This window comes from Bradyrhizobium sp. RD5-C2, assembly GCF_019972155.1.
Lineage (GTDB): Bacteria > Pseudomonadota > Alphaproteobacteria > Rhizobiales > Xanthobacteraceae > Bradyrhizobium.
Genome location: NZ_BOVL01000059.1, coordinates 189,977 through 203,026 on the forward strand (window position 1 = coordinate 189,977; position 13,050 = coordinate 203,026).

At 64.1% G+C, this 13,050-nt stretch carries 12 protein-coding genes and 1 pseudogene; 9 read left to right on the forward strand and 4 right to left on the reverse strand.

Translation table 11 applies throughout. The features are described from left to right. Positions 1-218 precede the first annotated feature (218 nt). Positions 219-821, reverse strand: coding sequence for a hypothetical protein (locus BraRD5C2_RS38060; RefSeq protein ID WP_223977394.1), 603 nt, complete (start codon positions 819-821; stop codon positions 219-221). 417 nt (positions 822-1,238) lie between these two features. Between BraRD5C2_RS38060 and BraRD5C2_RS38065 the strand changes: the two genes are divergently transcribed. The 5 genes from BraRD5C2_RS38065 to BraRD5C2_RS38085 all read left to right on the forward strand — a co-directional run bounded on the left by BraRD5C2_RS38065 (position 1,239) and on the right by BraRD5C2_RS38085 (position 5,080). Then, complete coding sequence (locus tag BraRD5C2_RS38065) at positions 1,239-2,873, forward strand: outer membrane beta-barrel protein (protein WP_223977396.1); 1,635 nt, start codon at positions 1,239-1,241, stop codon at positions 2,871-2,873. A gap of 63 nt (positions 2,874-2,936) precedes the next feature. Further along, positions 2,937-3,680: an outer membrane protein gene (locus BraRD5C2_RS38070; RefSeq protein WP_223977398.1), complete on the forward strand. Its 744-nt coding sequence runs from the start codon at positions 2,937-2,939 to the stop codon at positions 3,678-3,680. A gap of 28 nt (positions 3,681-3,708) precedes the next feature. Continuing rightward, positions 3,709-3,885 (forward strand): hypothetical protein, encoded by a 177-nt coding sequence (locus BraRD5C2_RS38075; RefSeq protein WP_223977400.1) that lies wholly within the window; start codon positions 3,709-3,711, stop codon positions 3,883-3,885. Between the two features lie 4 nt (positions 3,886-3,889). Then, positions 3,890-4,522, forward strand: coding sequence for an enoyl-CoA hydratase-related protein (locus tag BraRD5C2_RS38080; RefSeq protein ID WP_223977402.1), 633 nt, complete (start codon positions 3,890-3,892; stop codon positions 4,520-4,522). 342 nt (positions 4,523-4,864) lie between these two features. Then, complete coding sequence (locus BraRD5C2_RS38085; RefSeq protein ID WP_223977404.1) at positions 4,865-5,080, forward strand: hypothetical protein; 216 nt, start codon at positions 4,865-4,867, stop codon at positions 5,078-5,080. A gap of 24 nt (positions 5,081-5,104) precedes the next feature. Here the strand turns inward: BraRD5C2_RS38085 and BraRD5C2_RS38090 are convergent, their stop codons facing one another. Continuing rightward, positions 5,105-6,133, reverse strand: coding sequence for an AraC family transcriptional regulator (locus BraRD5C2_RS38090; protein WP_223977406.1), 1,029 nt, complete (start codon positions 6,131-6,133; stop codon positions 5,105-5,107). Positions 6,134-6,398: 265 nt separating this feature from the next. Between BraRD5C2_RS38090 and BraRD5C2_RS38095 the strand changes: the two genes are divergently transcribed. Together BraRD5C2_RS38095 and BraRD5C2_RS38100 are read left to right on the forward strand one after the other, a co-directional pair. After that, positions 6,399-6,848, forward strand: a complete 450-nt coding sequence (locus tag BraRD5C2_RS38095; protein WP_223977408.1) for a cupin domain-containing protein — start codon at positions 6,399-6,401, stop codon at positions 6,846-6,848. Positions 6,849-6,965: 117 nt separating this feature from the next. Next, on the forward strand, positions 6,966-8,459 hold the full coding sequence (locus tag BraRD5C2_RS38100; protein ID WP_223977410.1) for a flavin-containing monooxygenase: 1,494 nt from the start codon (positions 6,966-6,968) through the stop codon (positions 8,457-8,459). Here the strand turns inward: BraRD5C2_RS38100 and BraRD5C2_RS38105 are convergent. Further along, on the reverse strand, positions 8,456-9,181 hold the full coding sequence (locus BraRD5C2_RS38105) for an alpha/beta hydrolase (RefSeq protein ID WP_223977412.1): 726 nt from the start codon (positions 9,179-9,181) through the stop codon (positions 8,456-8,458). The genes BraRD5C2_RS38100 and BraRD5C2_RS38105 overlap by 4 nt on opposite strands. A gap of 154 nt (positions 9,182-9,335) precedes the next feature. Between BraRD5C2_RS38105 and BraRD5C2_RS38110 the strand changes: the two genes are divergently transcribed. Both BraRD5C2_RS38110 and BraRD5C2_RS38115 read left to right on the forward strand, forming a co-directional pair. After that, positions 9,336-10,316, forward strand: coding sequence for a helix-turn-helix domain-containing protein (locus tag BraRD5C2_RS38110; RefSeq protein WP_223977414.1), 981 nt, complete (start codon positions 9,336-9,338; stop codon positions 10,314-10,316). A 21-nt stretch (positions 10,317-10,337) separates the two neighbouring features. Then, positions 10,338-11,406 (forward strand): annotated as a pseudogene (locus tag BraRD5C2_RS38115) (maleylacetate reductase). Here BraRD5C2_RS38115 and BraRD5C2_RS38120 read toward each other — a convergent pair. Then, positions 11,407-12,861, reverse strand: a complete 1,455-nt coding sequence (locus BraRD5C2_RS38120) for a GH1 family beta-glucosidase (RefSeq protein WP_223977416.1) — start codon at positions 12,859-12,861, stop codon at positions 11,407-11,409. Positions 12,862-13,050 lie beyond the last annotated feature (189 nt).

A 13,050-nucleotide genomic window follows, 5' to 3' on the forward strand; every position in this document is an offset into this window, starting at 1 on the left:
GGCGTGTCGCCTCGCGAATGGTTCAACGTTCGATCGTCGGCTGCTGCTCCGATGTCACCAACTACCAGCGATCCGAGCATTCCCCAGGAACGGATAGAAAATCCATGCTGCTGGGGCGGGCGAGAAATATAAAAGAAATAGTCGAAGCGCGAGATCCGCGATTGCCGACGTCGCCGCATGGATCGAATCGCAATACAAGACAGCGGCGCCACGCGCCTTCAGTGGCGCTCGAGCAGGGCGGCATCATCCGATTTCTGCAACATCTCGCTGACATAGCCGAGCGCCAGCCGTTCGCCGGCAAGCTCCGGCTTCGACGTGCGGTAAAGGCGGAATTCGCCGGTCTGGTTGGTCCGCGGCGGGGTCAGCTTGGCGATCGCGTCCGAACTGACGTATTTCGGCGGGTAGAGATAAAAATCCATCAGCGGGGTCTGCGAGCCGCCGGATTGCCGCTTCAGGATCGCAAGCGCGCTCACGCCGGCCTCCGGATAGAGTGCGGCCCAGCCCGCAAAGCTGCTGGCCAGAATCTCCAGCGACAGGATCGCCGTCGCGATCTCGACAAAACCCTGGTTGGACTTCTTGGCGCTTCGGGTCGTCGAAGCCTTGCGCAGCCGCTGCCTGAATTCGTGATGCCGCTCGATGAACGGGCCGAGCCGCGCCCGCCACAACATGTCGGGCAGGCAGGCGTAGCCATGGATGTCGTGATAGCTCTCGATCAGGTTGCGGCACTGTGCCGTGAGATCGGCCGGCAGAAAGCCGAGATCGACGTCGTTGATCTCGCCGGCGAGAGCGACGTCGTTCGCACAATTCGTAACGTTCGCCACGATGCGCAGCGCTCCATTGCACTCGACGCGAAAGATTCGCTCGATGCCGAGAGCTTAGCCACGAGGCGCGTATATCTTCGATCTCGTTTCAAGGCGATCTGTATAGCAATAAAATAGCGCGCGGATCAGATGCCGGCCGAGCTATGGCGGAAATGACACAGAGTTTTGGAAATCTATCGCAACGCAACCAACGTATGTCGCAAAACGTCAAGATTTCCGCCGGGTTCTTGAGCAGGCGTGCGTGCAACTGACGCTTCTGCGAGCAAACAACGCGGCGGGGTTTGTTTCGGATATTTTATCTTAATGAAAGCGCGCGGAGACCCGTATCGCCTTTTTCTCAACGCCCCACGAATGATTACGCAGACGTAACACGCGACAGCGCTCGAAGCGTCGATAGCAATATCCTGGGGCAAAATCATGAAGAGACTCTTTTTGGCGGGCGTATCGTTGACGGCGGTGAGCCTGTTTAACGCGGCTCACGCAGCCGACGCCAATCCGCCGTTGTTGAAGGCGCCGTCCTCAACATGCGATCCCTACAAGAATTACTCCTGCCTCGACAGCTATCTCGGCAGCGACTTCTTCTCGCGTTTCGTCAACTACTACCGGCTCGAGTGGGGCCACGAGGCCGCGCCGTCGGATCCGAAGGCGCCGCCGTCCCGCCGCGACTATTGGCCCGCGACGCCGCAGAGCGCGCCGCCGATGCCGTTTGCCGACTGGCCGTACGGTGGCTCGACCAACATCGGCGACACCCGGCCAGGCTCCGTCGACAGCCCGCTGATGGCGGCGCTCGGCAACACGCCGGCCGGACAGTGGATGAACGACGCGCACATCCAAGTCTATGGCTGGATCAACGCCGGCGGCAATCTCAGCAACAACACTGTGCGCGGTGGCAACTCGCCGGCCGCCTACGACTACAACCCGAACACGGTGCAGCTCGACCAGGCGGTGGTCTATGTCGAGCGCCTGCCGGATACCGTCCAGAAGGATCATGTCGACTGGGGCTTCCGTCTCGCGCCGATCTACGGCGAGAACTATCGCTACACGACCGCCTATGGGCTGTGGAGCAATCAGCTTCTGAACCAGAACAAGAATAACGGCTACGACCTGCCGATGGCCTACGGCGAAGTATTCGTCCCGCAGGTGCTGGAAGGCCTGATGTTCCGGTTCGGCCGCTACATCTCGATCCCGGACATCGAAGCACAGCTCGCGCCCAACAACTACATGTATACGCATTCGATGACGTATACGTTCGACAATTATACGAACACCGGCCTCAACACGACGCTCGCGGTGACCAAGAACTGGATGCTGCAGCTCGGCCTCACCGTCGGTACCGAGGCGATGCCGTGGCATGTCGGTGCGAAGATCGACAACCCGGCCCCGAACCCGCTGTTTCCGTACAGCACGATGCTGAAGGATCCCGGCGCGCAGCCCAGCGTCAGCGTGGGTGTTCGCTATACGACCGACAGCGGCAATGACGGCGTCTATGTCGTCGCCAACGGCATCAACAACGGTACCTGGGGTTACAATAACCTGCAGTGGTACGGCCTGACCTACTATCACAAGTTCAACGAGCAGTGGCACATCTCGTTCGAGACCTACAACGAGCACCAGAATAATGTGCTGAATGCGAACAACCCGGCGGCATTGGCGTCCTTCCTCGCGGGAGGCACTCCATTCTCGCCGCAGCAGATGCCCTTCAATTCGCCGTTCCTCGCTCAGTGTAGCAGTGCCGCGGTGTTCTCCTGCACGGCGTCGGTGCAGACCTTCCTGACCTACATCAGCTACAAACCGACGCCGCTCGACAACATCTCGTACCGCCTCGAATGGTTCGATGACCAGCAAGGACAACGGACCGGCGTCAAGACCCGCTATGTTGAGACCGGCATCGGCTGGCAGCACTGGTTCTCGCCGCAGATCGAGATCAGGCCCGAGGTTTCCTATTACAGGGCGCTCGACGCGGCAGCATTCAACGGCAACTCGAACCTCGGCATTGTGCCCACCAAGAAGGACGCTCTGATCGGTTCGGCGGACATCATCATTCACTTCTGATCGTGAGCAGCAAGGCGCCGGTCAAGCCGTCCGGCGCTTCCATCAGAAATTAGGGGATTCACAATGAAGCACGTTCTCTTCGCCACCGCAGCGCTCGGAGCGCTGTTGCTCGCCACTCCGGCAAGCAGTGCGGACCTGCCGCTCTACACCAAGGCGCCTGTGATCGCGGCGCCGGCATACGACTGGTCCGGCTTCTATGTCGGCGTGTTCGGCGGCGGTGGTTTCGGTAACCACAATCTCAACAACGCGCTCGGGCCGGCCGGCTTCGCCAACTACACCATCAACTATTCATCGAGCGGCGGCATCGCGGGCGGCGAGCTCGGCTACAACGCGCAGAGCGGCAACATCGTGGTCGGCGTCGAAGCCGACGGCTTCTGGTCCGGCATCAAGGGCAGCGATGTCGACCAGTTCAATGCCGGGACCCTGCCGATCGGCTCGGTCGATGCGACCAGTCTGCGCGACGGCTTCACGGTTCGTGTGCGCGGCGGCATCGCGGTCGACCGGCTGCTGCTGTTCTTCACCGGCGGTTGGGCCTATGGCGAGCTCCAGCACACCAACACCGATCCGGTATTCGGCGTCGATCAGTTCAACGCCAACAGGAGTGGCCTGACCGCGGGCGGCGGCATCGCCTATGCGCTCACCGACAACCTGATCGGCAAGTTCGAGTATCGCTACTACGACTTCGGCCGGTACGAGCGCGCGGCGCCGCTGAACGGCCAGATTCCCTACACGGTCGACAACACGTTTTCGGTCGTGACGGTCGGTCTCGACTACAAGTTCGGCGGTCCCGTTGTCGCGAAGTACTGAGGCAGCGCGAGAGGGTGAGGAGGATGCTGTGACGATCTCGACATCAAGACAGCTGCTGCTGCGCATCGTTGTGCTCGCCGTCGTCTGCGCCACGGCTGCCGGCTGTGCCAGCGACATCGGAGCGCCGGACACGTCCGGCGGCTCTCAAATGCGCTACTACGGCGGCCCGAAATCTCCGATGTGGCGTGCACCGGCGGAGAATTGACCCGGTGGCCGGACGCGTCGAGGTCGGCGAGCAGGGGGTGGTACGAACTATTGCAGTGCTGCCCGCGGAGGGGATCAACGCGCTCGCGGATGACTTGTACCTTGTCATGGCGAGGGCCATCGAATCGGCGCAGCACAATTCTGCCATTCGCTGCATCGTCGTTGCCGGCGGGTTCGATCGCTTCGCGGCAGGCCGCGAGACCGCAGAACATCGTGCTGTCGGTGGCGCGGTGCCGGAAGGGTTTCCGCAGCGGAGCGTGACCAGGCTCCTCCACGTGCTCGCAAACAATGCAAAACCGATCATCGCCGCCGTCGAGGGAGCGACGGCAGGTATCGGTACGGCCATTGTGTTTTATTGCGACCAGATCATCGCTGCCACATCCGCGACGTTTACCTCGCCGCTCGAATCCCATGATCTGGTCCCGGACGGTGCGATGAGTTTGCTGATACCAAGGCGGCTTGCTCATCATCGCGCCCTTGCGATGCTTGTCCCCGGACGGTTGATGCGCGCGGAGCGAGCCTTTGATGCGGGCTTGATCGACATGATCGTTCCGCCGGGACGGACGGCCGTCGAAGCGGAGCGGATCGCACAGCGGCTCTGCCGGCTGCCGACGGAAGATGTCTCGGCAATCCCGTAACCAGATGCGACCGTCGGTGCAGGATGTACTGCGGCGGATGGCGGCAGAAGACGGCCGTCGCGGCATAGCGCCGGAAAGGACGGCAGGGCGGAGCAGGTGACACCAACGCCAGGGCCGCCGCCGACCGCAACTTCCGTTGCACCGCAATCGGCTGCTCGTCATCGGGTGCTGCTTTCCTGATGGACGCGGCGGCTTGTCCAAAAAATCGGCATCTGATGATTATTGTTGCGATTGACGGAAATTGGGACCAGCATTCCGCATCGTCAACAAGACGCCGAGCAGAGGCGTCGATCGGAAACGCCCATCGCTGTTCGGATGTGTCTCAGCCTCCTGGAGGGTGCGATGCTGAAGTCCCTTGCCACTCTGATCGGTGCCCTTGCGATTGCCGCGTTGATGGCACCGGCCGCCCAAGGCGGCGCGTCCGCCAGCGCACCAACAAAATACGCACAGCGTTCGCAGCAGCTGACGAACGTGCATCTTGTCAGGCAGACCAGGCGGATCGAACCGCCGATCACCGATTTTTCAGCCCAGGCGAAGACGGCGCCATTTCACCGCTAGCGGCGGACCGCCACACGGCCTGTCTTAGCTCAGCCGCTGCAGGGTCGCCCTCGGGCTTTCGCCGAACTTGGCGCGGTAGGCGCTTGCCATCCGGCTCAGATGGGTAAAGCCGAGATCGAACGCAATATCGACGATGCGTTCGCCCGGCCGTGCGGTCTTGAGACGGGCGTTGAGATGGGCGAGGCGGATGTCGAGCAGCATCTCTGAGACGGTGGTGCCGAAGTGACGGCGGAAGCCGAGTTGCAGTGCGCGGACGCCGGTGCCCGCGATTTCCGCAAGCTCGGTGAGATCCAGCGGCTCGGTCGCGCGGGTCTCGAGGTAAGCCCGCACGCGCTTCAGCGCCGCCGGCTGGGCCTCAGCGCGACCGTTGAAGACATCGATTGCCGAACTCAGGCTGTGCCGCTGCTCGTTGAGCAAAACATTGAGGAACGACTCGCGCCAATCGGCGGCCGCGACCGCGGATAAGGATTTGCGTGGCCCGAGCTGCTCGGCTGTCGTCACGAGCGCCTCGATCCTGGCGGAGAGCGTCTCGCCGAGCTGCCCGCTCAGCGCGACGGCCGGATCGAACTCGACCGGCTGGACCGCGACGCCGCCAAGCGCTGCCGCGCGATGCTCGACCAGCTTGCGATCGAGCAGCAGGATGAGCTGGGCGCAGTCGTCGCGCCAAGTCATCTCGGTCGGAATCGTCGGCGACAGCAGTGAGGCACAGTGTTGCGGCCCGGTGGTAAGCTCGCGCGCGGCGGTCCGCACCGCGGCCGAGCCGGACAACGGCATCTGCAACAGGAAGAAGCGGTCGAGGCAACCCGGGTTGATCGCGACCGATCCGCCATAGGCGACATAGTTGATCGAGAAGCCGTCGAACCCGGCGCAATTGTGGTGCGCGGAAAAATCGCTCTCCGAACGATCGACCGGCGCCAGATCGTGCGGACAGAAGATGCGGCCGATCGCTTCAGCCGCGTCGTCGACGCGATCAGTCGCGACGCGCGCGAAATCCTTGAGCCTTGCCCTTGTCGAGCTTGTCCTTGCCGAAACCTCGTTGCCAACAGCTGTCACGCCGGCCGCCCGGAGTTGTTTGAGGTCTAAAACATCAGGCAGCCTAGTGCATCCGTCGGCAAAGGGGAACGGCGTTTCGTCACGCAATCTGCCCGATCGACGGTCAGGAAGATGCGGCGGCATTGGGCAGATGTCGCCAGCCCCGGCGCTCCCGCATTGCAGCATGGCCGCCGCCGGCTGCGGATTCGTTTATCGGCTAGACAGTCTCACCGGCTGGCGACAGGCTCCGTGTCGGCAATACGCATCCAAAACTGGAGAGGCTGACATGGGCACGCTCGAAAAAGGCATTACCCGAACCGGCACGGGCTACGGCGGCAAGACCTGGAATATCCTGGGTCAGGTCTACTATCCGAAGGCGATCACCGACTCGACCTTCGCGTTCGAGACCAACAGCGATCCCGGCCAGTTCGTGCCGGTGCACGTTCACCCGACCCAGGACGAGTTCATCCTGGTGCAGGAGGGCGTGCTCGACCTCAAGCTCGACGGCGTCTGGGTGCAGGCCAAGGCCGGCGACCTCGTGCGCATGCCGCGCGGCATCCCGCACGGCTATTTCAACAAGTCGGACAAGCCGGCGCGGGCGCTGTTCTGGGTGTCGCCGATGCAGAAGCTCGAGGCGCTGTTCGAGAAGCTGCACAATCTGCAGGACCCGGTCGAAGTGGTGCGCATTTCCGCCGAGCACGAAGTGGACTTCCTGCCGCCGGAGGCCAACGACTAGGCCGGCGAGCACCGACGATACGCGCGCGAGGCGGCAATCGCCGGAGTTGGCTCCGGCGATGACGGAGACACGTGCGCGCAGGGAAATGGGCTTGTTCATTCATCGCGGAGACGTTTCATGGTCAAGCAGAAGCATGTGTGCGTCATCGGCGCCGGCATTTCCGGGCTCGCCGCCGGCAAGGCCTTCGCCGGTCGCGGTCACAAGGTGACCATCATCGAGCGCAGCGGCGATCTCGGCGGGGTCTGGGAGCCGGCGCGCTCCTATCCCGACGTGCAGACTCAGAGCCCGAAGGAGCTCTATCGCTACACCGACAAGGCAATGCCGGAGTCCTATCCGGAATGGCCGAAGGGCCCACAGGTCCATGCTTATCTGCGCGACTATGCGCGCAGCCATGGGCTCGACGGCGCAATGCGGTTCGACACCAGGGTCGAAGACATGAAGCGTCGCGCCGACGGCAAACCCGGCTGGACGCTCGAACTACGCTCGACCGACGGTGCCGCGGGGCACGAGGATTTCGATTTCGTCGCGGTCTGCACCGGGCAATTCAACGAGCCGCAGTCGCTACCGCTTTCCGGCGAGGACGGGTTCAAGGCGCAGGGCGGCCACATCCTGCACTCGTCGCAGTACAGCGATCCTGATCTCGCCAAGGGCCGCAAGGTAGTGGTGCTCGGCGGATCCAAATCGGCGACCGACATCGCTGTGAATGCAGTCAATTCGGGCGCCAGCGAAGTCACCATCGTGTTTCGCGAGCCGGTCTGGCGAATTCCCTATTTCGTCGGCGGCCTCGTCAACTTCAAGCGCATCCTCTACATCCGCGCCCAGGAGCAGATGTTCGCAAGCTGGGGCATCGGTCCGATGGCGCGCCTCGCCCATGTCGTGGCGAAACCGTTCGTCTGGGCGAACTGGCGCGGGCTCGAGAGCATGCTGAAGATGCAGCTCAAGCTGAAGCAGTGCGGCATGGTGCCGAAGGAGCGGATCGAGGACGGCGTCAACTGCTCGGTGCCGATTGCGACTCCCGGCTTCTATCCGATGGTTGCCGATGGCCGGATCAAGGCGGTGCAGGGCACCTTCGATCATTATGACGGCAACACCATCGTGATGAGCGGCGGCCAGCGCGTCGCGACCGACGTCGCGGTGCTCGCGATCGGCTACAAGCTCGGGGTCCCGTTCCTGCCGCAGGAGTATCAGACCAAGCTGGTCGAGCCCGACGGGCAGTACCGGCTCTACCGGCTGATCGCCAATCCCGATCTGCCCGACATGGGCTTTGTCGGCTTCAACTCGAGCTTCTGCACCGTGCTGTGTGCGGATCTCGCCGCGAACTGGCTGGTGCGCTACGCCGACGGCCAGCTCGCACGGCAGCCGAGCGCGGCGGAGATGCACGACAACATCGCGATGATGCTGAACTTCAAGCGCGTCGAGCGTCCGGCGGCGGGCGTCTATGGCGGGCTGTGCGTCGCGCCCTACCACTTCAAGCATTTCGACGAGCTGCTGGCGGACATCGGCACCAAGGCGTCGCGCCGTAACCCGCTCGTCGAAAAGTTCACGCCGCCGGACGCGGACGCCTATGCACGCTTCCTGGCGACCGCGCCGGAGTATAAGGCCGTGGCTTAATCGCGGCCGGCGTCGAGGAAGGCCTGCGCCAGGCGCTCCGGATTGGAGAAGCACAGCTCGTGGCTGCCCGGCACCTGGACCAGGCGGAATAGCCCGAGCTTCTCCGACAGCCGCGGATGCCAGGGCAGGCCGTGCGGCATCGCGGTATCCTCGGTGCAGTTGACGTAGGACTTTGCGATCGGCATCTCGGCCGGATTGGTGCGCAACGCGATCTTGTCCTGGAAAGTCTTCAGCGGATGCGGGTTGAGTTTGTCATAGGCCCGCTGCGCCGTCTCGAGGTCGGCGTCGTTGATGAAGGCCTCGCGCCAGATCGGGAACGGCAGCACCACCGAGCCGTCGCCGCGCTCGGCATAGATGGCATCGAACAGGCCGCGATAGTGCGGCGGCACCATGTCGTTGAGGCATTCGCCATCGTTGGGCACGAAGGCGTTCCAGTACACCAGCCGGCGGATGCGGTTGGCGGCGGCATCGGCAACGCCCGTGATGACCATGCCGCCATAGCTGTGGCCGACCAGCACGATGTCATTCAGACTGTGCTCGGCGAGATAATCCACGATGGACTGGATGGCCTCGGCAAGGCCGGAGTCCTTGCGATCGCCAGGGCGGTTGCCCTTGATGGTCGGGGTGTGGACGACATGGCCGGCCTTACGGATCGCAGCCGCAACCGGCTCAAACTCGGCGCCGGTATGCCAGGCGCCATGGACGAGAACATAGGTCGACATGTTGTACCTCCCTGTGTGGTTTGTGAGATCGGCCGCCGCGCCCCCGAAAGGCCCGGGATAAGCGCCGAGCTCAAGCAATTCCTGATGGATATTGACCCGGGGCCACGGAACGCGCTTGGCTGTAACCGAACCGGTTTGGGCTCGGAGTGAACTGATGCAGCAAATCGCCGCCGCGGATCGCTCGCGCAGGCTGAGCTGGAATACCGCGGACACACGGCCGGGCGAGCAGTTCGCCTATTATCGCGAGGCGATCTGCCAGGCCTTCATGAACCTGACGCCGGAGCCGCCGGCGACGGCGGGCTTCCTGGCCCGAGTCGAGACCGTTGGGCTCGGCGACGGCGCGGTCAACCGGGTCAGTTTCCCGGAGCATGTCGTGCGGCGCTCGACCGCTGATATCGCCGCGTCCACACGGCGCTGCTACTACCTCAATCTCAAGCTGGCCGGCCGCTGCCGCATCCAGCAGGCTGGGCGCGAGGTCAGCCTGTCGCCGGGCCAGGTCGGAATCTTCGACAGCGGGCAGCGCTTCTCGCTGCTGCACGACCGCGGCCCCGCGCTGCAGGTCGCCTCGTTCTGGGTGCCGGCCGAGGCGCTCGATGAGCGGCTGCCGTCGGCGCCGGAGGTCGCCCCGGCGCGGGTCTCAGACGACCCGTTCGTCGGCCATCTCATCGCGGAGACGGCGCAGGTGCTGAACAATTCGGCGCTCCGCGCGTCTGACACGGATAACGCCCGGCTGTTCGGTGTTCTGCTTGACCTGGTCGCGCTCAGCCTGTCGCGGACCGGTCGCGCGGGCGCTGCCGAGAGTGCGGGTCTTGCAGATGCAACCTGGCTCGCGCTGCGCCGTGCCGTGGACCGCAGGCTGCGCGAGCCCGGGCTCGGCGTTGCCGCCGTCGCCGCCGGGATCGGCATCAGCGAGCGTTATGTCCACAAACTGTTCGAGCGCGCAGGCACGACATTCGCCAGCCATGTGATGGACCGCCGCCTCGACGGCGCGGCGCGCGACCTCAGGGATACCGCGATCGCCGGGCGTGCGATCGGCGACATCGCGTTCGACTGGGGCTTCTCCGATCTGTCGCATTTCACCCGGCGTTTCCGGCACCGCTTCGGCTGCACGCCGCGCGACTGGCGCCGCGGCTGACCAACCGTTCTGGAAATCGTCATGCCACAGCCGTTCACCTATCAAGTCAGCCCGATGCGGGTCGTGTTCGGGACCGGCACGATCGCACGCCTGGCGGACGAACTCGGCCGGCTCGGCATCGGCCGCGCGCTGGTGCTGGCGAGCCGGCGGCAGCAGGCCGAGCTCGGCGATCTCGGAGGTTTGACCGGCGGCCGCATGGCCGGCGCGTTCGACGGCGCCGTCGTGCACACCCCGGTCGCGGTCACCGAACGTGCGATGCAGATGGTCCGCGAGTTGAAACCCGATGGCGTGGTTGCGATCGGCGCGGGTGCCGCGACCGGCCTCAGCAAGGCGATCGCGCTGCGCACCGACCTGCCGCAACTGATCGTCCCCACCAGCTACGCCGGCTCCGAGATGACGCCGGTGCTCGGCGAGACCGTCGACGGCGTCAAGACCACGCAATCCTCGCCGAAGATATTGCCCGAAGCCGTGATCTACGACGTCAACCTGACGATCTCGATGCCGGCAAAATTCTCCGCGATATCAGGCCTCAATGCGATCGCGCATGCGGCCGAGGCGCTGTATGCGCGGGATGGCAATCCGATCACCATCGCTGATGGCGGAAGAGGCGATTGCAACGCTTGCGTCGTCGCTGCCGGACGTGATCGCGCGGCCGCACGACCTCGATGCGCGGTCCGATGCCCTGTATGGCGCGTGGCTATGTGCGGTCTGTCTCGGTACGGTCGGCATGGCGCTGCATCACAAGCTCTGCCACACCGTCGGCGCGCTGTTCGACCTGCCGCATGCCGAAACCCATGCGGTACTGCTGCCGCACACCATCGCCTACAACACGCCGGCCGCGCGCGATGCGATCGGCCGCGCCGCGCGGGCGCTCGGGGTTGCCGATGCGGCCGATGGCCTGTTCGATCTGTCGGCAAGGCTCGGCGCGCCGCGTTCGCTCGCCGAAATCGGCATGCCCGAAGACGGTATCGCAAAAGCGGCCGCACTCGCCACCAAAAATCCTTACTGGAATCCGCGGTCGATCGAGGAGCGCGCGATCAGCGACCTGCTCCGGCGGGCGTGGTCGGGCGCGCGGCCGCAGGCCGGATGATCACACGCCGATGGCGTTGCGCGCGATCACGTCACGATAGAATGCCGCGCTCAGTTTCGGTACCCGTGCCTGGGTCTCGAAATCGACGCGATAGAGGCCGAAGCGCTTCGCATAGCCGAAGATCCATTCGAAATTGTCCATCAGGCTCCACAGGAAATAGCCGTGGACCGGGACGCCGTCGGCGGTCGCGCGCTGCAATTGGGCGAGGTAGTTGCGCAGGAACATGATGCGGTCAATGTCGTAGATCTGCCCATCGGGCTCTAACTTGTCTTCGCCGGAGGTGCCGTTCTCGCTGATATAGATGCTCTTGATGTTCCACAGCTTGGCGGCAATCCGCGGCGCCCAGTAGATCGTCTCCGGCGCGATCCGCAGCCAGTCCGAACTCATATGCGGGAACGAGGCCGGCATCGGCAACGGCTTCCAGCCGGGGGCTGAGTCGGTCGCGAGGACATAGCAGTGCGGCGCGTAGATGTTGAGCCCGACGAAATCGTTCGGCTGCGAAATGATCTTCAGCTCTTCGGCTGTGAATTTGGGCGCGTCAGCGCCGGCATATTGCAGGAAGGCCTCGGTGTACTTGCCTTCGAGGAGGACGCCGAGGAAGCCCGCATTGAGCTCGCGGGTCGCGATCTCGGTGGCGCGGATGTGCTCCGGCGTGTTGACCGCAGGCACGCAGGCGGTGATGTTTTCGGCGGGGCCGACCCGCGTACCGGGGCGGCCCTTGGCGCGGATCGCCTGCACCGCGAGGCCATGCGCCAGCGCGACGTGGTGGCGCGCCTGGTTCACCTCGGCCGGCGGCAGCGTCAGCCCCGGCGCGTCGACGCCGAGCGCATAGCCGAAGGGGAGGAAACGCCCGACCTCGTTGAGGGTGAAGATGTTCTTCACCCGGTCGGTCAACCGCTGCGCCACATAGCCGGCGTAGTCGCCGAAAGCCTTCGACGTGTCGCGCGAGCGCCAGCCGCCGACGCGGTCCTGCAACGCCTGCGGCAGGTCCCAGTGATAGAGCGTGGCATAGGGCTCGATGCCGTTTGCGAGCAACTCGTCGACCAGGCGGTTGTAGAAGTCGAGGCCCTTCGGATTCGGCGTACCGGTGCCGTCGGGAAACACCCGCGACCACGCGATCGAGAAACGGTAGGCCCTGGCGCCGAGATCCTTGATGAGCCGGACATCTTCCTTGTAGCGGTGATAATGGTCGTTGGCGCGATCGCCGGTCGAGCCGTCCTCGATCTTGCCCGATGTGTGGGTGAATGTGTCCCAGATCGACGGGCCGCGGCCGTCCTCATTGACCGCGCCCTCGACCTGGTAGGACGAGGTCGCGGTGCCCCAGACGAAGCCGGCCGGAAAGTTTGTGCCATTCGGCCGCGGAGCGTGGTTCGCGGCCTCGGCAGGGTCGGTCAAACCGAGCGCCGAGAGGCCAGCAAGGCCCGCAAACTGCCGGCGCGAGAACTTTCCGAACATCATTGTCTCCCGTGGCCGGACGCTTCGGCTGGAATGCCAGCCATAAGTTAACCTTCCGTCCTGCCGTTGAGCAACAAGAGCCGAGAGGCCGTAGCAAGCGGCGCACCAATCGACGCGGACCGTTGCGATGTCAGATGTCGCGGAGTTGTCAGTTCTGTGGCGACATGTTCTCTACTAGATTGCCTGCTA

Excerpts from the sequence above, each read along its gene's own strand:
- BraRD5C2_RS38095 (WP_223977408.1), top strand. The coding sequence starts at position 6,399 with ATGGGCACGCTCGAAAAAGGCATTACCCGAACCGGCACGGGCTACGGC.
- BraRD5C2_RS38105 (WP_223977412.1), bottom strand. The coding sequence starts at position 9,181 with ATGTCGACCTATGTTCTCGTCCATGGCGCCTGGCATACCGGCGCCGAG.
- BraRD5C2_RS38085 (WP_223977404.1), top strand. The coding sequence starts at position 4,865 with ATGCTGAAGTCCCTTGCCACTCTGATCGGTGCCCTTGCGATTGCCGCG.
- BraRD5C2_RS38110 (WP_223977414.1), top strand. The coding sequence starts at position 9,336 with ATGCAGCAAATCGCCGCCGCGGATCGCTCGCGCAGGCTGAGCTGGAAT.
- BraRD5C2_RS38065 (WP_223977396.1), top strand. The coding sequence starts at position 1,239 with ATGAAGAGACTCTTTTTGGCGGGCGTATCGTTGACGGCGGTGAGCCTG.
- BraRD5C2_RS38070 (WP_223977398.1), top strand. The coding sequence starts at position 2,937 with ATGAAGCACGTTCTCTTCGCCACCGCAGCGCTCGGAGCGCTGTTGCTC.
- BraRD5C2_RS38100 (WP_223977410.1), top strand. The coding sequence starts at position 6,966 with ATGGTCAAGCAGAAGCATGTGTGCGTCATCGGCGCCGGCATTTCCGGG.
- BraRD5C2_RS38120 (WP_223977416.1), bottom strand. The coding sequence starts at position 12,861 with ATGTTCGGAAAGTTCTCGCGCCGGCAGTTTGCGGGCCTTGCTGGCCTC.